The sequence below is a fragment of the Azospirillum brasilense genome (genome assembly GCF_001315015.1).
Classification (GTDB): Bacteria; Pseudomonadota; Alphaproteobacteria; order Azospirillales; family Azospirillaceae; genus Azospirillum; species Azospirillum brasilense.
Genome location: NZ_CP012914.1, coordinates 1918240 through 1939800, shown reverse-complemented (window position 1 = coordinate 1939800; position 21561 = coordinate 1918240). Strand labels below are relative to the sequence as shown.

At 69.1% G+C, this 21561-nt stretch carries 15 protein-coding genes; 12 read left to right on the top strand and 3 right to left on the bottom strand.

Annotated features, from left to right (window positions below):
• Positions 1–144 precede the first annotated feature (144 nt).
• Complete coding sequence (locus tag AMK58_RS08945) at positions 145–2742, top strand: SUMF1/EgtB/PvdO family nonheme iron enzyme (protein WP_059398811.1); 2598 nt, start codon at positions 145–147, stop codon at positions 2740–2742.
• 128 nt (positions 2743–2870) lie between these two features.
• On the opposite strand, the gene AMK58_RS08940 is transcribed toward AMK58_RS08945, so the two are convergent.
• Complete coding sequence (locus tag AMK58_RS08940; RefSeq protein WP_035674264.1) at positions 2871–3581, bottom strand: Crp/Fnr family transcriptional regulator; 711 nt, start codon at positions 3579–3581, stop codon at positions 2871–2873.
• A gap of 240 nt (positions 3582–3821) precedes the next feature.
• Between AMK58_RS08940 and AMK58_RS08935 the strand changes: the two genes are divergently transcribed.
• From AMK58_RS08935 to AMK58_RS08915, 5 genes are read left to right on the top strand one after another with little or no spacing between them, the layout of a single operon-like run.
• Entirely contained in the window at positions 3822–5456 is a 1635-nt protein-coding gene (locus AMK58_RS08935) for an acyl-CoA synthetase (RefSeq protein WP_059398810.1), read from the top strand.
• 45 nt (positions 5457–5501) lie between these two features.
• On the top strand, positions 5502–6263 hold the full coding sequence (locus tag AMK58_RS08930) for an SDR family NAD(P)-dependent oxidoreductase (protein ID WP_035674223.1): 762 nt from the start codon (positions 5502–5504) through the stop codon (positions 6261–6263).
• 32 nt (positions 6264–6295) lie between these two features.
• Complete coding sequence (locus AMK58_RS08925; RefSeq protein WP_035674225.1) at positions 6296–7492, top strand: acyl-CoA dehydrogenase family protein; 1197 nt, start codon at positions 6296–6298, stop codon at positions 7490–7492.
• A gap of 4 nt (positions 7493–7496) precedes the next feature.
• Positions 7497–8600, top strand: coding sequence for a phosphotransferase family protein (locus tag AMK58_RS08920; RefSeq protein WP_051140259.1), 1104 nt, complete (start codon positions 7497–7499; stop codon positions 8598–8600).
• Entirely contained in the window at positions 8600–8989 is a 390-nt protein-coding gene (locus tag AMK58_RS08915; protein ID WP_035674227.1) for a DUF6285 domain-containing protein, read from the top strand. The genes AMK58_RS08920 and AMK58_RS08915 overlap by 1 nt, the downstream gene beginning before the upstream one ends.
• A gap of 239 nt (positions 8990–9228) precedes the next feature.
• Here the strand turns inward: AMK58_RS08915 and AMK58_RS08910 are convergent, their stop codons facing one another.
• Both AMK58_RS08910 and cysQ read right to left on the bottom strand, forming a co-directional pair.
• Positions 9229–10026 carry a ferritin-like domain-containing protein gene (locus AMK58_RS08910; protein ID WP_035674229.1) on the bottom strand — a complete coding sequence of 266 codons (798 nt, stop codon included), beginning with the start codon at positions 10024–10026 and terminating at the stop codon, positions 9229–9231.
• A complete protein-coding gene (gene cysQ, locus AMK58_RS08905) occupies positions 10020–10793 on the bottom strand; it encodes a 3'(2'),5'-bisphosphate nucleotidase CysQ (protein WP_014240596.1) in 774 nt (257 codons plus the stop codon). Before cysQ ends, AMK58_RS08910 begins: the two co-directional genes overlap by 7 nt.
• Before the next feature lie 99 nt (positions 10794–10892).
• On the opposite strand from cysQ, the gene AMK58_RS08900 reads away from it, so the two are divergent.
• From AMK58_RS08900 to AMK58_RS08875, 6 genes are all read left to right on the top strand, one after another.
• A complete protein-coding gene (locus AMK58_RS08900; RefSeq protein WP_051140261.1) occupies positions 10893–11426 on the top strand; it encodes a GNAT family N-acetyltransferase in 534 nt (177 codons plus the stop codon).
• Between the two features lie 155 nt (positions 11427–11581).
• Positions 11582–12016, top strand: coding sequence for a bacteriohemerythrin (locus AMK58_RS08895; RefSeq protein ID WP_051140260.1), 435 nt, complete (start codon positions 11582–11584; stop codon positions 12014–12016).
• Positions 12017–12195: 179 nt separating this feature from the next.
• Positions 12196–15519 carry a maltose alpha-D-glucosyltransferase gene (gene treS / locus AMK58_RS08890; RefSeq protein WP_035674234.1) on the top strand — a complete coding sequence of 1108 codons (3324 nt, stop codon included), beginning with the start codon at positions 12196–12198 and terminating at the stop codon, positions 15517–15519.
• A gap of 107 nt (positions 15520–15626) precedes the next feature.
• Positions 15627–17891: a 1,4-alpha-glucan branching protein GlgB gene (gene glgB / locus AMK58_RS08885; RefSeq protein ID WP_059398809.1), complete on the top strand. Its 2265-nt coding sequence runs from the start codon at positions 15627–15629 to the stop codon at positions 17889–17891.
• A gap of 177 nt (positions 17892–18068) precedes the next feature.
• Positions 18069–20219, top strand: coding sequence for a glycogen debranching protein GlgX (gene glgX / locus AMK58_RS08880; protein ID WP_059398808.1), 2151 nt, complete (start codon positions 18069–18071; stop codon positions 20217–20219).
• 87 nt (positions 20220–20306) lie between these two features.
• Positions 20307–21359, top strand: coding sequence for a response regulator (locus tag AMK58_RS08875; RefSeq protein ID WP_035674239.1), 1053 nt, complete (start codon positions 20307–20309; stop codon positions 21357–21359).
• The last annotated feature ends 202 nt before the right edge of the window (positions 21360–21561 follow it).

The following is a 21561-nucleotide window of genomic DNA, read 5'->3' as shown; positions in this document are numbered from 1 at the left end:
CACCCATTCCCCGTATTCGGGATTAGGCTGAATGAACGCTTGGTGCGCAGGAATCGAAATATTAAGATCGGCTAATTGGCAATTTTATGCCGATGGGTGCCGGGTATGGGGTGCGCAACCGCCTTCCCACCATGGAGCCGGCCGATGTTCGACGGACCCTTGACGCAGCGTTGTTCGGGCGCCGGCCTCTGGTCGCTCGCCCTCGCCCTGCTGTTGGTGGGCCTTCTCGGCTGGGCAGCGGGCGCGGCCGCCCAATCGCCGTCCTCCCAGCCTCCATCATCCCAGGCCTCACAGTCCCCGGAGAAGCGCATCGCGCTGGTCGTCGGCATCGGCAAGTACGAATTCGCCCCCGAACTCCAGAATCCGGTGAACGACGCCAAGGCCATCGCCGAGGCCCTGCGCAAGCTCCAGTTCGACGTGGACGAGAAGTTCGACATGGACAACCGCGGCTTCGAGCGGGCGCTGCGCGACTTCGGCATCCGCGCCTCGCAGGCCGACGTGGCGGTGATCTTCTACGCCGGCCACGGCATCCAGGTGGGCGGCAACAACTACATCGTCCCGGCCGACGCCAAGCTGGAGCGCGAGCGCGACCTCGTCTATGAGGCGATGCCGCTGAACCTGATGATGGGCGAGCTGTCGCAGGCGCGCAAGCTGGGCATCCTGATGCTCGACTCCTGCCGCAACAACCCCTTCGTGGACCGGCTGAAGCAGGCCGGGCAGAACCGCATCCAGGTCAATTACGGCTTCGCCCGCGTCGACGACACGCCCAGCGACACACTGGTCGCCATGGCCACCCGCGCCGATCAGCTGGCCGAGGACGGGCAGGGCGACCACAGCCCCTACACCGACGCGCTGCTCCAGCATCTTCAGACGCCGGGGCTGGAGCTGAGCCTGTTCTTCCGCAACGTGCGCGACACCGTGCGGCAGGCGACCAACGGGCGGCAGGAGCCCTACATCTTCGGTTCGCTGGGGGCGGCGCCCTTCTATTTCAATCCGCGCCCGCCCAACCGCCCGCCGGTGCTCGGCGAGATCCGCCCGCTGGAGCTGTCCGACCGCGGCGACGCCGAGCCGCTGCGCATCGGGCGTCCGACCGATCCCGACGACGACCAGCTGTTCGCGCAGATTTCCGGCCTGCCGCGCGGCGGCAGCGTGCGCATCGGCGACCGCATCGTGCTGATCGGCGACTATCTGACCGTGGAGCAGCTCGCCGCTACCAGCTTCAAGCCGGACGCGACGGTGGTGGGCGACGCCGGGCGCTTCGACTTCGCGATCATGGACGGGCGGGGCGGCGTGGTGCGGGGCGGCGTGGCGATCACCATCAAGCCAAGCAACCGTGAGCCTGTGGTGGCCGGCGCACGCACCATCCGCGCCCTGCCGAATCCCCTGGCCATCGAGGCGCCGGTGGACCCCGACGGCGACCCGCTGACCGTCACCGTCACCGCCGTGCCCGACCGCGGCAAGGTGCGCGACGGCGCCACCCTGATCCGCCCCGGCGACCGCCTGCCGGCCGAGGGGCTGACCCGGCTGACCTTCGACCCGGAACAGGAGCGGGCGGGGGCGGCCGGCGCCTTCACCTATCAGGTGGAGGACGGCAAGGGCGGCAAGGCCACCGGCACGGTGACGCTGGAGATCGCCCCGCCGGGCGCCGCCCCGGCCGCGCCGGCGCTTGAGGAATCGCTGTGGCAGATGGTCAAGGGCAGCCGCGAGCCCGCCGACTTCGAGGCCTTCCTGCGGCTGTTCGGCAGTGGCGCCTACGCCAAGCCGGCGCGCGAGAAGCTGGGCGCGCTCACCCCCGCCGCCAAGCCGCCGGAGGTCACGTCGGCTCGGCCGCCGCCACCGACCCAATCGACTCCTCCTCCGGTTTCGCGACCGGCCCCGGCTCCAGTCGTCGAGGCTGCGGCACCGCCTCCACCGGCACCGCCTCCACCGGCACCGCCGCAGCCGGCGCCAGTGCCAGCGCCCGAGCAGGTGGCCGCGGCGCCCCCGACCGGTAACGGCAACAGCGCGGTGCGCAACCACAGCAAATCGGCCAGCTTCCAGGACTGCCCGGACTGCCCGGTGATGGTGCGGATCGCGCCCGGCAGCTTCAGCATGGGCAGCGACCAGGGCGACCGCTCCGAACGTCCGGTGCATAAGGTGACCATCGCCAAACCCTTCGCGCTCGGCGCCTATGAGGTGACGGTGGCCGAGTGGCGCGCCTGCGTCGAGGGCGGCGGCTGCACCGGCGGCATGCCGCGCATGACCAAGCCCACCGACAGCACACCGATCCACAACATCTCCTGGCTGGAGGCCCAGGCCTACGCGAAGTGGTTGAGCCAGAAGACCGGCCAGCGCTACCGCCTACCGAGCGAGGCCGAATGGGAATACGCGGCGCGCGGCGGCACGACGGGCCGCTACTGGTGGGACGGGCAGACGGGGACGCTCGCCAACTGCAAGGACTGCGGCGGCGCGCAGGAGCGGCTGACCCCGGCCTCGGTCGGCAGCTACAAACCGAACCCCTTCGGGTTGCACGACATGAACGGCGGCGTGGCGGAGTGGGTCGCCGACTGCTGGCACGCCGACTATGCGGGCGCGCCGACGGACGGCAGCGCCTGGACGTCCACCAATTGCCGGGAGCGCGTGCTGCGCGGCGGGTCCTGGCGGGGGGGCTTGGCTGACATCACCGACACGGCGCGGCTGTTCTACGATCCTGACGTGCGGTACCTGAACAACGGGGTGCGGGTGCTGCGGGAGTTAAATTGAGGGGTGGTTGGGTTGGGCCCCCACCCTAACCCTCCCCCGCTAACGCAGGGGAGGGGATGACGCTTCGCAGAAGGCACCCTCTCCCGCGCAGCAGGGGAGGGCCGGGGTGGGGGCCCGGCGCGACACCTCTAACCATTCGCCTCGGCAATCTCCTCCAGCGCGTGGCGGTCGAGCAGGGTGATCCGCCCGGATTCCACGGCGATCACGCCGTTGCGCTGCCATTCGCCGAGCAGCTTGTTGATGCTCTCGCGCGAGACGCCGACCAAGCATCCAAGCTGCTGCTGCGACAGCTTGATGTCCAGCTTCAGCCCGCCCGGCGCCGGCTTGCCGAACACGTCGGCGAGACGCATCAGCGCGCGGGCGAAGCGCGACGATGCCTCCAGGAACAACGTGTCCTCCAGATGCTCACTGGTCTGGCGCAGGCGCTTGCACAGCACCGTGATGAGCTGGAGCGCCACCGCCGGGCGCTCATTGAGCAGCGGCACGAACTTGGAGCGGTCGAGCACCAGAAGGTCGGTTTCCTCCAGCGCCACGGCGTCGGCGGTCCGCGGCTCGCCGTCGAGCAGGGCGATCTCGCCGAACAGGCCGCCCTTGTTGATGATGTTCAGCACCAGCTCCTTGCCGTCGGTGGAGTGGGAGCAGATCTTCACCCGCCCGCGGATGACCGCCATCATGCTGTCGCCGGGGTCGCCCTTCTGGAAGATGACCGCGCCGGGCCGGAAATAGGCCAGCCGGGCGCTGGCGGCGAGCCGTTGCAGTTCCGGCTTTTCCAGATGCTTCAGCAGGAAATGCCCGGACAGCACCAGTTCCTTGTCGAACGCGATCCGCACCGTCGTCATGGTCGCCCCCATACGGCTCGATGCCGGACAGTGTAGCGGGCGGACGGCCCGCAACCGCGACGCCAGAGGCGGTAACGCGCTCGCCCATCCCTGCCACGTTCTTGCGGGCATAGGGGAGGGGGCCGACCAAAGGTGAAACTTGTTCTGTCCAATGGTTCGTGACTACCATCATCGGCAAGGCGTTCGATGTAAGGCGCCGGCCCAGAAAACAGGGACCGCAGAACAGGGAAGGAGACGAGCGTGGACGCCACCACTCCGTCCGCAGACCTATCCAGGCGCACGGCCAACCATGTGCCGCTGACGCCGTTGGACTTCCTGCGCCGCTCCGCGATGGTCTATCCGGACAAGACCGCCGTGGTCTACGGTCCCCTGCGACGGAACTGGGCGGAGGTGGAGCGCCGCGCCCGCGCGCTGGCCTCCGCGGTGAGCAGGGCCGGCGTCCGGCCGGGGGAGGTGGTGTCCGTCCTGGCCTTCAACACCCCGGCGATGCTGGAGGCGCATTTCGGCATTCCCGGCGCCGGCGCGGTGCTGAACGCCATCAACACGCGGCTCGACGCGCCCGCCGTCGCCTTCATCCTGGAGCACGCCGAGAGCCGCCTGTTCCTGGTGGACCGCGGCCTGTCCGCGGTGGCCAGCGCCGCGCTGGAGCGCATGGCGGCCCCGCCGCGGGTGGTGTGGATCGACGACCCGGCGGCGCAGGACGCCGACCCGGTGGGCGATCTGGAGTATGAGGATTTCCTCAAGACCGGCGACCCCGAGGCGCCCTGGCGCACGCCGGAGGACGAGTGGGAGTCCATTGCGCTCAACTACACCTCCGGCACCACCGGCAACCCCAAGGGCGTGCTGTACCATCACCGCGGCGCCCATCTGAACGCGCTCGGCAACGTCATCACCTTCGGGCTGCGGCCCGACAGCGTCTATCTGTGGACGCTGCCCATGTTCCACTGCAACGGCTGGACCTACCCCTGGGCGGTGACGGCGGTGGGGGCGACCCATGTCTGCCTCCGCGCCGTCGACCCGGCGGCGATCTTCCGCCTGATCGCCGAGGAGAAGGTCACCCACCTCTGCGGCGCGCCGGTTGTGCTGACCATGCTGATCCACGCGCCGGACGCGGTGAAACGCGGCTTCGACCACGGCCCGGTGCAGGTGGCGACCGGTGGAGCGGCGCCGCCCAGCGCGGTGATCGCGGGGATGGAGCGGATGGGCTTCCGCCTGACCCACCTCTACGGCATGACGGAATGCTACGGCCCCTCCACCGGCTGCGCGTGGCAGGAGAGCTGGGCGGAGCTGCCGTTGGAGGAGCGGGCGGTGAAGATGGCCCGCCAGGGCGTGCCCAACGTGACCATGTCCGAGCAGACCGTGCTCGACCCCGACACCGGCCGCGAAGTGCCCGCCGACGGCGAGACGCTGGGCGAGCTGGCGTTGCGCGGCAACACGGTGATGAAGGGCTACCTGAAGAACCCGGCGGCGACCGACGAGGCGCTGCGCGACGGCTGGCTGCACACCGGCGACCTCGCCGTGCTGCACCCCGACCGCTACGTCGAGATCAAGGACCGCGCCAAGGACATCATCATCTCCGGCGGCGAGAACATCGCCTCGCTGGAGGTCGAGGAGGTCCTCTACCAGCACCCCCACGTCATGGAGGCCGCCGTCGTCGCCCGTCCCGATGCGAAATGGGGCGAGACTCCCTGCGCCTTCGTCACGCTGAAGCCGGGATCGGAGGGGCGGGTGACCGAGGCCGAGGTGATCGGCTGGTGCCGCGACCATCTCGCCCATTTCAAGGCGCCCCGGACGGTGGTGTTCGGGGGCCTGCCGAAGACTTCCACGGGAAAGATCCAGAAGTTCGTGCTGCGCGAGCAGGCGAGGGGGTTGTGAGGGGATCCCACGCATGAACCCCGCCTTCTTAACCTCAGGACCCCCATGATCCTCTCCCTCACCAACCGCACCGCCCTGGTCACCGGGGCCTCCGCCGGCCTGGGCCGTCACTTCGCGGGCGTACTCGCCGCGGCGGGCGCCCGCGTCGCCCTGGCCGCAAGGCGGCGCGAGAGCCTGGACGCCGCCGTCGCCGAGATCGAAGCGGCGGGCGGGCAGGCCATCGCCGTGCCACTGGACGTCACCGACGCCGCCTCCGTCCGCAACGGTGTCCGCGAGGCGGCGGGCGCGCTCGGCGGGCTGGACATCCTCGTCAACAACGCCGGGGCCACCGTCGCCAAGCCCGCGCTTGATTACGCGGAAGAGGAGTGGGACCGCGTCATCGACACCAACCTGAAGGGCGCCTTCCTCACCGCGCAGGAGACGGCGCGCGTGATGAGGGAGCAGGGGCGGGGCGGGTCGATCGTCAACATCGCCTCCATCCTCGGGCTGCGGGTGGCCGGCCATGTCGTGGCCTACACGGCGTCGAAGGCCGGGCTGGTGCAGATGACCCAGGCGCTGGCCCTGGAATGGGCGCGTTACGGCATCCGCGTCAACGCGCTGGCCCCCGGCTACATGGAAACCGACCTGAACCGCGATTTCCTGGCGACCGACGCCGGGCAGGCGCTGATCCGGCGGGTGCCGCAGCGGCGGCTGGGGCGGCTGGCGGACCTCAACGGGCCGCTGCTGCTGCTCTGCTCCGACGCGTCGGCCTACATGACCGGGGCGGTCGTGCCGGTGGACGGCGGGCACTTGGTCAGCACCTTGTAATCAAGAAAAAACGACGGAGAGGACCCGAACCGATGGATTTCAGCCTGCCCCCGCCGATCGAGGAATTCCGCCGCCGCGCGCGCGCCTTCGTGGAGGAGCGGATCCTGCCGCTGGAAGCGGATCCGGCCTCCTACGACGCGCATGAGAACATCGCGCCCGCCCTGCTGGAGCGCCTGCGCGGGGAGGTGAAGGCCGCCGGGCTGTGGGCGCCGCAGATGCCGAAGGATCGCGGCGGGCAGGGGCTGGGCATCGTCGGCATGGCCGCCGCCTACGAGGAGATGAACCGGTCGATCTTCGGGCCGGTCTGCTTCAACTGCGCGGCCCCCGACGACGGCAACATGCAGCTTCTCAACAAGGTGGCGACCGAGGCGCAGAAGGAGCGCTGGCTCCAGCCCATCGTCGACGGCACGGTGCGCTCCGCCTTCGTGATGACCGAGCCGCATCCCGGCGGCGGCTCCGACCCCTCGATGATGAAGACCCGGGCGGAGCGGAAGGGCGACCGCTGGGTGATCTCCGGCCACAAATGGTTCATCACCGGGGCGGGCGAGGCTCAGCATTTCATCCTGATCGCCCGCACCTCCGACGACGCGCGCAAGGGGCTGACCGCCTTCCTGTTCGACAAGGACCAGCCCGGCTGGGAGATCGTCCGCCGCATCCCGATCATGGGGCCGGAGGAGCATGGCGGCCATTGCGAGCTGCGCTTCGACGGGCTGGAGGTTTCCGACGAGAACGTCCTGATGAACATCGGCGACGGGCTGAAGGCGACGCAGATCCGCCTCGGCCCGGCGCGGCTGACCCATTGCATGCGCTGGACCGGCCTGTCGAAGCGGGCCATGGAGATCGCCGCCGCCTATGTGCGCGAGCGCGAGAGCTTCGGCACCACGCTCGCCGGGCACGAGGGCGTGCAGTGGATGATGGGCGATGTTGCCATGCAGATCGAGATCGGGCGGCTGCTGGTCATGAAGGCGGCGTGGCAACTCGACCGCGGCGACTTCGCCCGCAAGGAGGTGTCGATGGCCAAGGTCCATGTCGCCGACACGCTGCACAGGGCGGTGGACACGGCCATCCAGCTCTGCGGCGCCAGGGGCTATTCGAAGGACACGGCGCTGGAGTGGATGTACCGCTACGCCCGGCAGGCCCGGTTGGTGGACGGGGCGTCGGAGGTCCACAAGATGGTCCTGGCGCGATTCTACATGGACGAGGGCGACGGCTTCTGGGCCTGGGGGTGATGGGATGAGCGCACTGATCGACGGGGAAAGCCGGCCGCGGCTGGAAACGTGGCTGGCCGGGGCGACCGGCGCGACGCGCGTGGCGGTGGCCGACGAAGGCACCCTGGGCGGGGGAGCCATCTCGCTCAACCTCGCGGTGACTCTGGACATCGACGGCGGGCCGCAGGCCGGGCGGCACGCCTGCGTGCTGCGCGCCCAACCGGGCGGCGGCGCGGCGGCGTCCGGCATGAAGGCCAGCATTTCCAAGGCGCAGGAGTTCGCCGTGCTGCGCGCCGCCTTCGGCGCCGGGGTGGCGGCGCCGGAGCCCATCGCCGCCTGCGGCGACCCGGCGGTTCTCGGCGCTGACTTCTACATCATGCGGCGCGCCGAGGGCATCGGCGCCGGGCACAAGGTGGTGAAGGCCGACCAGCCGCAGCGCGGACTCGCCCGCGAGCTTGGCCGGCAACTCGGCCGCCTCCACAAGGCCGGGCCGGACACGCCGGGGCTGGAGGATCTGCCGGTGCCGGCCGCATCGCCGGCGCTCGACTGCGTCCACGCCTACCGCGACTGGCTGGGCGATCTGGCCTTGCGCGACGCCGTTCTGGCCTGGGGGCTGCGCTGGCTGGAGATCCACGCGCCGCCGCCGGGCGATCTGGTGCTGTGCCATCGCGACTACCGCACTGGGAACTATCTGGTGAAGGACGGCGGGCTGACCGCCATCCTGGACTGGGAGTTCGCGGGATTCAGCGATCCCATGGAGGATCTCGGCTGGTTCTGCGCCCGCTCCTGGCGGTTCGGGCGCCACGACCGCGAGGCCGGCGGCTTGGCCGGGCGGGAGGACTTCTACGCCGGTTACGAGGAGACCTCCGGCCGCCGGGTGGACCCGCAGGCGGTCGCCTATTGGGAAACCGCCGCCTACATGCGTTGGGCCGCCATCGCCGTCCTCCAGGGGCGCCGCCACACGTCAGGGGAGGAGCCGTCGCTGGAGCTGGCTTTGACCGGGCGGATGCTGCCGGAGATCGAGTTGGATTTGTTGCGCCACATCCATGGGCTGGGGCTGACGGCCTCTTCCCCGGCGGCGGTGGGTGTCGAGACGTCGGGTGATGCTGACGAAGAGAGGGTCGCCTGATGCGCACCAGCCCCGACGCCCAGGAACTGCTGAGCATCGTCGCGGACACCTTCCGGACCGACCTGCTTCCCCACATCCCGCCGGCCCAGCGCTACACGGCGCTGATGATCGCCAACGCGCTCGGCATCGTGCAACGCGAACTGGCCGGCGCGGACGAGGCCGGTCACGCCATGCTGGCGGCGCTGGCCCTGCTCTACGGCGAGGACGCCGACGACAGCCTGTCCGGCGCCGACCTGCGCCGGCGGGTGGAGGCCCTTCAGCACCGGCTGTGCATCGAGATCGCCGCGGGCGACTTCGACCACGACGGCCAGGACGTGTTGATGGAGTGCCTGGAGGAGATCGTCCAGGCCCGGCTGTGCATCGCCAACCCGAAGCTGTTGCGGGGGTAGGGAATAATAAACCTCGCCCCTCTGGGGAGAGGGTGGCCCGAAGGGCCTCTCGCGTTGGCCAGAGGCCAACGCTGACGGCGGCAGGCGGATGCCTCTGGCATCCGCTGAGAGCCGGTGAGGGGGCGCTCCGTCAGGGCGGATCAGGAAACCGATTGGTAAGCAGGTCGCCTGTGGCGCCCCCTCATCCTAACCTTCTCCCCAGGGGGGAGAAGGAACAGGCGTGGAGGTGAAAGTCCCCCTCACTCCGCGATTGGCTCGTAGAATTCCGGGCCGAAGTCGGCGGCTTGGCGGCTGGTCACGTTGAAGGGCTTCTTCAGGCCGCCGCGGAAATACCGCTTCACCAGATCCTGCCACGTCTCCACCGGGTCCACGCCACGCTTGGCGCAGAGATGGCCGAACCAGCGGCGTCCGGCGGCGACGTGGGTGATCTCCTCGTCATGGATGACCTGGAGCAGGGTGGCGCTCTCGGCGTCACCGAACTCGCGCAGGCGGCGGACGGTTTCCGGGGTCACGTCGAGCCCGCGCGCCTCCAGCACCATCGGCACCACGGCCAGCCGGGCGGCGAGGTCGTGGGCGGTGGTGGTCGCCGCCTGCCACAGCCCGTCATGGGCCGGCAACTCACCGTAGCCGGAACCGAGCTGGTTCAACCGCTCCTCCAGCATCTGGAAATGCCGGGCCTCGTCGTCGGCGACCTGCACCCAGTCGTCGGTGAAGCCCTTGGGCATCCCCTCGCCGACGAAGCGGCACACGATGTCCCAGGCGAGGTCGATGGCGTTCAGCTCGATGTGGGCCAGCGCGTGCAGCAGGGCGAGGCGGTTCTGCGCGCTGCCGCCGCGCCCGCGCTTGGGCATGTCGCGGGGCAGCATCAGCGGCGGGCGCTCCGGGCGGGCGGGGCGCTCCGGCGGGAGCAGGTTGCCGAACCCGGCGATGCGTCCATCGCGCCACGCCGCAGCGTACTCCCGCGTCAGGCGCACCTTCTCCAGCGGCGCCGCGGTGGTCAGCACCGCGACGGCCGCGTCACACAGCGTCGTCACCATCCATACGCAACGAAATGGGGATTCACGATGTCGGCCTTGCCGTAGAGGAAGGGCGAGCCGTCGGGCTGCTCCACCCGCCCGCCGGCGGCGGCGAGGATGGCGTGGCCGGCGGCGGTGTCCCACTCGCTGGTCGGGCCGAAGCGGGGGTAGAGGTCGGCCTTGCCCGACGCCACCGTGCAGAATTTCAGGGAGCTGCCGCAGGTCACCCGGTTTTTCACCGTGTAGCCGGCGAGGAAGCCGTCCAGTTCGCTGCCGCTGCCATGGGAACGGCTGGCGACCACGGTCAGGCCGTCGGGCGGCGGCTTGCGGACCTGGATCGGGTAGTCGTGGCGGCCCTCCACCCAATGAACCGCTGTGCCCGCCCCGCAGGCGGCGTAGAGGTCACCCGTGGCCGGCGCGTAGACGACACCCAGGACCGGGCGCCCGCCGTCGATCAGGGCGATGTTGACGGTGAACTCGCCGTTGCGGCTGATGAATTCCTTGGTTCCGTCCAGCGGATCGACCAGCCAGAAACGTCCGCCGGAGATGTCCGGCCGGTGCCCGGCGGCCACGGCCTCCTCCGCGACAACCGGAATGCCGGGGGCGATGTGGTGAAGGGCCGGGGTGATGACATGCTCGGCGGCTAGATCGGCCTGGGTGACCGGACTGCCGTCGACCTTTGTGGCGGCGTCGATGCCGTCGTTGTAGAAGCGCAGGATCACCTGACCCGCTTCGTGGGCGATGGTCCGCACCTTGGGCAGCAGGCTCGCCGCGGCGGTGTCGGTCATGGGTGGTCCTCCGGTCGGCTGGTGTGCGAACGGTCACCATAGCGCGCCCGGATGGTGGGCTGGAAGGCTGGAAAGGGCGGGGAGGATGGGAGAATGCGGATGAACGCGGCTTGGCGCGCCATGGAAGCGGCTGACCTGGACCGTGTGATGTCCATCGCCGAGGTCGTGCACCCCGATTACCCGGAGGATCGCGCCGTCTTTGCCGAGCGTTTGGCCCTCTACCCGGACGGCTGCGCCATGGCGGACGTTTTTAGGGCGGAAACCGCCGGGGCGGAAGCGGACGGATCCTGCATCGGCTACATCGTCATGCATCCGGGCCGGCTGGGCGTTCCGCCGCCCCTCGATTCGCCGCTCGGCGCGTTGCCGGAGATGCCGGACTGCCTCTATCTGCACGACGTCGCCCTGCTGCCCGCGGCACGGGGGCTGGGGTTGGGCGTGGCGGCGCTGGAGCGCATGAACGCGCTGGCGGCGCGGCAGGGGTTTCGCTGGCTGGCCCTGACCTCCACCCCCGGCGCGCGGGCCTTCTGGGACGCGCAAGGATTCCTGCCCCATGATGGCGGGGCTGGGCTGGCGGCCAAGCTCGCCTCCTACGGCGGCGGCATGACTTACATGGCGAAGCCGGTGAAAGGCTGATCCGACGCCTTCGTGATAATTTGCCGAAAATTGTATTCATCGCGCCGGGCGGAGACTCGATTTGCGGCAAGTTGTCCGACCCCGGCGGGCGGTTCGGGGTGCTATCTTGCGGCGTCCTCACACCTTCAGCACAGCCGTTCGCCGGCAGGCCCCCCATGCAGCCATCCGCCCGCTTCCCGTGGAAGTCCGAATACACGGTTGGAAACGAGTCCATCGACGAGCAGCACCGGACCCTTCTGGAACTGGCCGGGCTGTTGCACATGGCGGTCGCGGCGGGGCAGGGCTACAAGATCATCCAGAACGCCTTCGCCGCCCTGGTGAAGTACACGGAGGAGCATTTCTCCGACGAGGAACAGTTCTGGATCGACGCCAAGAGCGCCGTCGTCGAGAAGCACAAGCGGTTACACCGGCAGATCACCGAGGAACTGCTGGCCCTGCGGTTCGAGGGGCCGTACGGCGTCGTCTTCTGCACGCCCAACGAACTGACCAACTGGGTCGAGCACCGCCTGATCGTCCATTTCATCGAAGAGGATCAGGGCGTCTACCGCAGCCTCACCCCAAACATCAAGCGGAAGCGGGCCTCCGCCTGAGTCCGGCACCGCCTCCGATGGTGGTCCGCCATCGCAGGTTTCGCGTCCAACGTTGCCTTTGCCGTGGAACGGACCCAACTCTAACTGGTTTATGATGTGGCGCGGCTGCCGGATGGGCGCGGGATTCCCCGCCCGTGCGGCGACCCCGCTCCACCAGACCAGCGGAGCGACGGGGCGGTATGAAGAACTCGGACAACGGCCGGATCGATCGGAACGACACGCTCTGGTACAAGGACGCGGTCATCTATCAGCTTCACGTGAAGGCGTTCTACGACGCCGACAACGACGGCATCGGCGACATCGCCGGCCTCACGCAGAAGCTCGACTACATCCAGGAGCTTGGCGTCACCACGCTGTGGCTGCTGCCCTTCTACCCCTCGCCGTTGCGCGACGACGGCTACGACATCGCCGACTACAAGGCGGTCAACCCGTCCTACGGCAATCTTCAGGACTTCAAGCGGTTCCTGCGCGAGTGCCACGACCGCGGCCTGCGCGTGATCACGGAGCTGGTCATCAACCACACCTCCGACCAGCATCCGTGGTTCCAGCGCGCCCGTCTGGCCAAGCCGGGATCGAACCACCGCAATTTCTACGTCTGGTCCGACACCGACCAGAAGTATCAGGGCACCCGCATCATTTTCTGCGACACGGAAAAGTCCAACTGGACCTGGGATTCCGAGGCGCAGGCCTATTTCTGGCACCGCTTCTACTCGCACCAGCCCGACCTGAACTTCGACAACCCGAAGGTCCTTCAGGAGGTGCTGAACGTCATGCGCTTCTGGCTGGACATGGGGGTGGACGGGCTGCGGCTCGACGCCGTGCCCTACCTGAAGGAGCGCGAGGGCACCAACAACGAGAACCTGCCGGAAACCCACGACGTCCTGAAGGCGATCCGCACGGAGATCGACAAGGGCTACGGCGACCGCATGCTGCTGGCCGAGGCGAACCAGTGGCCGGAGGACGTGCTGCCCTATTTCGGCGATCTGGAGAAGGGCGGCGACGAATGCCACATGGCCTTCCACTTCCCGCTGATGCCGCGCATCTACATGGCCGTCGCCATGGAGGACCGGCACCCCATCGCCGACATCATGCGCCAGACCCCGGACATCCCGGACGAGTGCCAGTGGGCCATCTTCCTGCGCAACCATGACGAGCTGACGCTGGAGATGGTGACCGACCGCGAGCGGGACTATCTCTGGGACTTCTACGCCGCCGACCGGCGGATGCGGATCAACCTGGGCATCCGGCGGCGCCTCGCCCCGCTGCTCCAGAACGACCGCCGCAAGATCGAGCTGCTGAAGAGCCTGCTGCTGTCCATGCCGGGCACGCCGGTGCTCTATTACGGCGACGAGATCGGCATGGGCGACAACATCTATCTCGGCGACCGCGACGGCGTGCGCACGCCGATGCAGTGGTCGCCCGACCGCAACGGCGGCTTCTCGCGCGCCGACCCGGCGCGGCTGTACCTGCCGGCGATCCAGGACCCGATCTACGGCTTCCAGGCCATCAACGTCGAGGCGGCGCAGCGCAGCCCGTCGTCTCTGCTGAACTGGATGAAGCGGCTGATCGCCGTGCGCCAGCAGCACAAGGCCTTCGGGCGCGGCAGCTTCCAGCTCCTCTATCCGGGCAACCGCAAGGTCCTGGCCTATCTGCGCTGCCATTCGACGGAGGAGGGCGACGAGGTCATCCTCTGCGTGGCCAACCTGTCCCGCTCCGCCCAGGCGGTGGAGTTGGACCTCAAGCAGTTCCGCGGCCGCGTGCCGGTGGAGATGCTGGGCCGCACGGTCTTCCCGCCGGTCGGCGATCTGCCTTATCTGCTGACCATCCCGGCCTACGGCTTCTACTGGTTCGCGCTGGCCGCCGAGGCGGCGCTGCCTTCCTGGCACGAGACGATGCCGGAGCCGGTGCCCGACCTGCTGACCGTGGTGGTGCGCGACGGCTGGAAGAGCCTGATCAGCGGGCGCGCCGAGGCCGAGCTGGCGCGCGACATCCTGCAGGCCTACCTGCCGCAGCAGCGCTGGTTCGCCGCCAAGGACCGCCGGATCGAGCGCGCGCATGTCCCGGTGTCCGCGCGGCTGGACGGGCCGGGCGACGGCTTCATGATGCTCCACACCGAGGTCGAGCTGTCCGGCGGCGGCACGCAGTCCTACTTCCTTCCGCTCGCCATGAGTTGGGAGGAGAACGCCGGCAACACCGGCTGGCCGCTGCTTCCCTTCACGCTGGCCAAGGCCCGGCGCGGCCCGCGTACCGGTGCCATTTACGACGCCATGCAGGCCGACGCTTTCACCCGCAGCCTGCTGACCGCCCTGCGCGAGGGGCGGGAAATCCCGGCCTCGCATGGGCACCTGCGCTTCTCGCCAACGGCCTGCATGGCCGACCTCGTGGTGGACGACGACACGGAGATCCGCCGCCTCGGCGTGGAGCAGAGCAACAGCTCCATTCTGGTCGGCAGCCAGGCCGTGCTGAAGGCGTTCCGCCGCCTGACCCCCGGTGCCCATCCGGAGATCGAGGTCGGGCGCTTCCTGACCGAGGTGGCGGGCTTCCAGAACACGCCGCGGCTGCTCGGCTCCGTCGAGCATGTGGCGGAGGACGGCACGCCGACCGCGCTGTTCGTGCTCCAAGGCTTCGTTCGCAACCAGGGCGACGGCTGGAGCAGCACCGTCGACTCACTGGTGCGCGACCTGGACGACATCCGTCTCGGCCTCGCCCACGACCCGGAGGAGCCGACCGAGGGCGAACCCTTCGGCATGCACGCCGCCATGATGGCGACGCTCGGCCAGCGCACGGCGGAACTCCACTGCGCGCTGGCGAAGCGGACCGGCGATCCGGCCTTCGATCCGGAGCCGGTCACCGCCGACGACCTGAAGGGCTGGGGCGAGGCCGCCCGCCGTCAGGCCGAGGCCGCCTTCGCCGCGCTGCCCGGCGCGCTGGACCGTCTGGCCCCCGCCGTGCGCGAGCAGGCGGAATCGCTGCTGGCCCGCCGCGCCGACGTGATGAACCGTCTGGCCGAACTGGCCGACACGCCGCCGCAGGGCGACAAGACGCGCATCCACGGCGACTATCACCTGGGGCAGGTGCTGCGCGCCCAGAACGACTGGTACATCATCGACTTCGAGGGCGAGCCGGCGAAGTCCCTGGAGGAGCGCCGGGCCAAGCACAGCCCGCTGCGCGACGTGGCGGGGATGCTGCGCTCCTTCAACTACGCCACCTGGGCGGCGCTGTTCCGGATCGACGAGACGGGCGCGCTGGAGGAGGCCGGCGCGGTGATGGAGGCGGCGCTCGATTGGGAGCGGCGCAGCATGCAGAGCTTCCTGGAGGCCTACCGAGCCGCCATGGCGGCCTGCCCGGACGTGCCGGACGGTGCCGCCGCCGACCGTCGCCTGCTGGCGCTGTTCCTGATGGAGAAGGCGCTCTACGAGATCGCCTACGAGGCCGCCAACCGGCCGAACTGGATCGGCATTCCGGTGAAGGGCGTGCTGGGGCTTTTGGACGGCGAGTCCTGAGGCGAAACCCGATGCGGGACATAGGACGCCGCGGGCGTGGTGTGACAAACGCCCCGGCGCTATGTTCACACCCCAAGAACGAGCAAGGGTAAGGGGAAAGTCAGCCGATGCCGAACGACATCCGAACGGGAAACCGTGCCAAGGCGCAGGAAGCGTCGCCGAAGGCCGCGTCGCCGTTGAGCGGCGGCATCGAGGCCATCGTCCACGCCGACCACGGTGATCCCTTCGCGATCCTGGGCATGCACCAGACCGGCAAGGACCAGCCCGTCGAGGTCCGCGCCTTCATCCCCGGCGCGGAGAAGCTCTGGGTGGTCGACAGCGCGTCCGGCGACCCGGTGGGCGAGGCCGACAAGGTCCATGGCGAGGGCTTCTTCGTCGCCGTCCTGAGCGACCGCAAGGAGCCCTTCCGCTACCGCCTGCGCGTCCAGTTCCCGCTGGCGACGGTGGAGTTCGAGGACGCTTACCGCTTCTGGTCCGTCCTGGGCGAGCTGGACATCCATCTGCTGGCCGAGGGCACGCACCTCAAGAGCTTCGAGCGGCTGGGCGCCCACCCGCGGGAAATCGACGGCGTGGCCGGCGTGGCCTTCGCCGTCTGGGCGCCCAACGCCCGGCGGGTCAGCGTCGTCGGCGATTTCTGCGACTGGGACGGTCGTCGCCTGCCCATGCGCAAGCGGACGGAAGCCGGCGTGTGGGAGATTTTCGTGCCCCACGCCACCGTCGGCCAACGCTACAAGTTCGAGATCAAGGGGGCGGGCGGCGATCTGCTGCCGCTGAAGTCCGATCCCTACGCCTTCCAGGCCGAGTTCCGCCCCCAGACCGCCTCCGTGGTGCACGGCTTGCCGTCCTACGACTGGCAGGATGCCGAGTGGCAGCGGACCCGCTCCGCCAGCGCCGACCTGACCGCGCCGATCTCCATCTACGAGGTCCATCTCGGCTCCTGGGCGCGGGTGCCGGAGGAGGGCGACCGCTTCCTGACCTACCGGGAGCTGGCCGAGCGGCTGGTGCCCTACGTCAAGGATCTCGGGTTCACCCACATCGAATTGCTGCCGATCACCGAGCATCCCTTCGACGGCTCCTGGGGCTACCAGCCGATCGGCATGTACGCGCCGACCAGCCGCCACGGCACGCCGGAGGACTTCAAGTATTTCGTGGACGCCTGCCACGCGGCGGGGATCGGGCTGCTGCTCGATTGGGTGCCCGGCCACTTCCCGACTGACCCGCACGGGCTGGGCTGGTTCGACGGCACGCACCTCTACGAGCACGCCGACCCGCGCCAGGGCTATCACCAGGACTGGAACACGCTGATCTATAATTTCGGCCGGACGGAGGTGCAGAACTTCCTGCTCGGCAACGCGCTGTTCTGGCTGGAGCATTACCGTCTGGACGGGCTGCGGGTCGATGCCGTGGCCTCCATGCTCTACCTCGATTACAGCCGCAAGGCCGGCGAGTGGGTTCCCAACCGCTTCGGCGGGCGCGAGAACCTGGAATCCATCGCCTTCCTGAAGCGGATGAACGAGCTGACCTACGGCCACCACCAAGGGATCATGACGGTGGCCGAGGAATCCACGGCTTGGCCGGCGGTGTCGCGGCCCGTCTATCTCGGGGGCTTGGGCTTCGGCTACAAGTGGAACATGGGTTGGATGCACGACACGCTGGAGTACATGGCGAAGGACCCCATCCACCGCCGTTACCACCACCACCAGCTCACCTTCGGCCTGATCTACCAGTTCTCGGAAAACTTCGTCCTGCCGCTCAGCCACGACGAGGTGGTTCACGGCAAAGGCTCGCTCATCAACAAGATGCCGGGCGACGACTGGCAGAAGTTCGCCAACCTGCGCGCCTATTACGGCTTCATGTTCGCCCATCCCGGCAAGAAGCTGCTGTTCATGGGCGGCGAGTTCGGCCAGTGGCGCGAGTGGAGCGAGGCGCGCAGCCTGGATTGGCACCTGCTGGAGGAGCCGCTGCACCATGGGCTTCACGCGCTGGTGCGCGACCTGAACGGCATGTACCGCGGGCTGAAGCCGCTGCACCAGACCGACTGCGACCCGGCGGGCTTCGAATGGATCGAGGCCAACGACAGCGACAACTCCGTCCTCGCGTTCCTGCGCAAGAGCGGAGAGGATCCGGAGCACCATGTGGTCGTGGTCTGCAACTTCACCCCGATGCCGCGCGACGGCTACCGCGTCGGCGTCACCCTGCCGGGCCGCTACGAGGAGGTGCTGAACACCGACGCCCCGGAATATGGCGGGAGCGGCGTCGGCAATGCCGGCGGCGTGGCGAGCGAGGAGACGGAATGGCATGGCCGTCCGCATTCCATCACCCTGACCCTGCCGCCGCTGGGTACGCTGGTGCTGGAGCGTAAGGCGGGGTAGGGGGCGCGCTTCGACCAATGGGAGGAGGGGCGAGCGGCGTTCCGCACTTGACGCGACCGGCGCGTCGCTCCTTTATTGCAGCAGGTGGCTATCCGCTTCGGCTAGGTCGCCTGCCGCGCCCGGCGCAAGCCGCTTGCGGTTCCGCCCGATGTCCGTGCCCGTGGTGAGTATGCCCTGATGTCCATCTCCACCGCCACGCGCACCGCCGTCTGGCCCGGCAAGTCCTATCCGCTGGGGGCGAACTGGGACGGGTTCGGGGTCAACTTCGCCCTGTTCTCCGCGCACGCCGAGAAGGTCGAGCTGTGCCTGTTCGACCAGACCGGCCAGCGCGAGGTCGAGCGGGTCGTCCTGCCGGAGCACACCGACGAGGTCTGGCACGGCTATCTGCCGGAGGCCCGGCCCGGCCTGCTCTACGGCTACCGGGTCCACGGCCCCTACGAGCCGCTGGCGGGGCACCGCTTCAACCCGAACAAGCTGCTGCTCGACCCCTACGCCAAGGCGCTGTTCGGGCCGTTCCGCTGGTCGGACGCCCATTACGGCTACCGCGTCGGCTCGACGCGCGAGGATCTGTCCTTCGACCGGCGCGACAACGCGCGCGGCATGCCGAAGTGCCGGGTGGTCGACCGCGCCTTCACCTGGGGCCACGACCGGCACCCGGCGGTGCCTTGGTCGGACACGGTCATCTACGAGACTCATATCGGCGGCTTCACCATGCGCCATCCGGAGGTGCCGGCCCCGCTGCGCGGCACCTTCGCCGGCATGTCGACCCACGCTGTGATCGACTATCTGAAGGCGCTGGGCATCACCTCGGTGGAGTTCCTGCCGGTGCAGTCCTTCGCCGACGACCGGCATCTGGTTGGGCAGGGCTTGCGCAACTACTGGGGCTACAACAGCGTCGGCTTCTTCGCGCCCGAGCCGCGCTACATGACCACCGGCGTGCTGTCGGAGTTCAAGACCATGGTCGCCCGCCTGCACGAGGCGGGGATAGAGGTCATCCTCGACGTGGTCTACAACCACACGGGCGAGGGCAACCATCTCGGCCCGACCTTGTCCTTCAAGGGCATCGACAACCTCAGCTACTACCGGCTGCTGCCCGACAACCCGCGCTTCTACATCAACGACACCGGCACCGGAAACACCCTGAATCTCAGCCACCCGCGCGTCCTCCAGATGGTCATGGACTCCTTGCGCTACTGGGTGACGGAGATGCACGTCGATGGCTTCCGCTTCGACCTCGCCACCGTCCTGGCGCGGGAGCCCTATGGCTTCGACCCCGGTTCGGGCTTCCTCGACGCCGTGCGGCAGGACCCGGCGCTGGCCGACGTCAAGCTGATCGCCGAGCCGTGGGACGTTGGTCCCGGCGGCTATCAGGTCGGCAACTTCCCGCCGGGCTGGGCGGAGTGGAACGACCGCTACCGCGACACCGTGCGCCGCTATTGGCGGGGCGACGACGGCATGCTGCCGGAACTGGCGGGGCGCATCGCCGGCTCGTCGGACCTGTTCGAGAAGCGCGGGCGCCGGCCCTGGTCGTCGGTGAACTTCGTCACGGCGCACGACGGCTTCACCCTGCACGACCTCGTCTCCTACAACGACAAGCATAACTGGGCCAACGGCGAGGACAACCGCGACGGCCATTCCGCCAACCATTCCTGGAACCACGGGGTGGAGGGCGAGACCGACGACCCGGCGATCCGCGAGGCCCGCGCCAAGCAGAAGCGCAACCTGCTGGCCACCCTGTTCCTGTCGCAGGGCACGCCGATGATGCTGGCCGGCGACGAGATCGGCCACAGCCAGAAAGGCAACAACAACGCCTATTGCCAGGACAACGAGACCTCCTGGCTCGACTGGGCGCGGCTGAAGGGCGAGGGCGGGCCGATGCTGGCCTTCGTCAAGCGGTTGATCGCCCTTCGCAAAGCCCATCCGGTGCTGCGCCGTCCGGTGTTCCTGCACGGCCGCCGGACCTCGCCGAACGGATTGAAGGACATCGTCTGGTACACGCCGCAAGGGGCCGAGAAATCGGCGGAGGATTGGCGCAACGGGCACGCGCGCTGCATCATGCTGCTGCTGAACGGCCATGCCGGAACCTACACCGGGGTGGACGGCGCGCCGCAGGACGACGGGGTGCTGCTGATCGTGCTGAACGCCCACACCGACACGGTCAACGTCACCCTGCCGGAGGTGCCCGACGCGCGCGGCTGGCGGAGTGTGCTCGACACCCGCGTGGCGGATGGGGCCGGTGACGGGCGGATGCAGCTCGCCGGGCGGACGATGCCGGTGGACGGGCGGACCGCGCTGGTGTTCGTACAGGTTGATTCGCCCGGTCGTTGATGCGGGTCAATAGGCGGTATTTTCCGCCTGTGCTAACGTCCTGGCCTGGGGTGGCCCTTCCACCTCCGGTTTCCGCGGAATCGACGCATGCCCGATTACGACTATTCCCTGGTTGATGCCGCCATCATCGACACGCAGTCCAACACCCAGCGCGTCCTGCGCGAGGTGCTGGCGCGGCTGGGGATGAAGCGGGCGGAGACCTACGGCTCGGTCCGGGACGCGGCGGACATGGCGACCGCCGCCACCCCCGACCTGATCCTGTTGGACATCGACGGGGAGGAGGCGGAGGCGCTGCGCCTCATCCGCCGCCTGCGCAACGAGCCGGACACCCGCAACCCCTACGCCTGCATCGTCGCCACGACGTGGCAGCCGACGCCGCTTCTGGTCATGCGCGTCACCAACGCCGGGGCCGACGATCTGCTGGTGAAGCCGGTCTCGCCCAAGCAGGTGCAGGAGCGGTTGGCCGCCCTGATCGAATCGCGCAAGAAGTTCGTGGTGACCGCCGACTACACTGGCCCCGACCGGCGCAAGTCGCCGCGCGAGGGCGCCCAGGTGCCGCTGCTCGACGCGCCGAACACGCTGCGGCTGAAGGCCACCAACCGCTGGGCGCACATCAACGCCCGCCAGCTCATGGCCGAGGCCAACCACTTCGTCAACGAGCAGAAGCTGCTGCGCATCAGCGTCCAGGTCGCCTTCCTGATCGAGTTCGCCGCCACCGGCCTGCCCGCCCGCCCGCCGGAGCGCATGGCGGTGGAGCATCTGGCCCGCGTCCCGGCTTTCCTCGATGACCTGCTGCGCCGCCTCGACGACCTGGGGGAACCGGGGCCGGCGGAGTCCGTCGCCAAGTCTTTGAAAATGATGGCCGAGCGGCTGCGCCTTCAGGCCGAATCGGGTGCTGTCGCGGCGGAGGAGCTGGAGCGCGTCCGCGCGCTCGCCCGCGACCTGATGCAGGCGGTGGATGCGGCCCGCTCCCTGGAGGCCATGATGGCGGAGGTCGCCGCCGCCGTGACCGGTTACCGCACCCGGCTGGAGCAGATGGCCCAAGCCAAGGCGGAGGCGGCCAAGGCGGAGGCGGCGCGGGCCGCCACGGTCGTGCCCGCGGCGAATGGCGATGCTGCGAAAGAGGCGGTGGGGTCGTGATCCCGCAAATGGTGAGCCGCTGAAGTAGGCCGGATCATCCAAGGTTGCGGCGCGTTGTCACCCTTGCCCCGTCGCCGCGCGCGAAAGCGTTGCGGTCAATATGAAAATTCGAATGTTCGGGGCTGGACGGAATCGGCCCGACGCGCAATGCTCGCGCGCAGGCCGTTGCGGCCAGAATGACGCCACCAAGACGCCACGACCG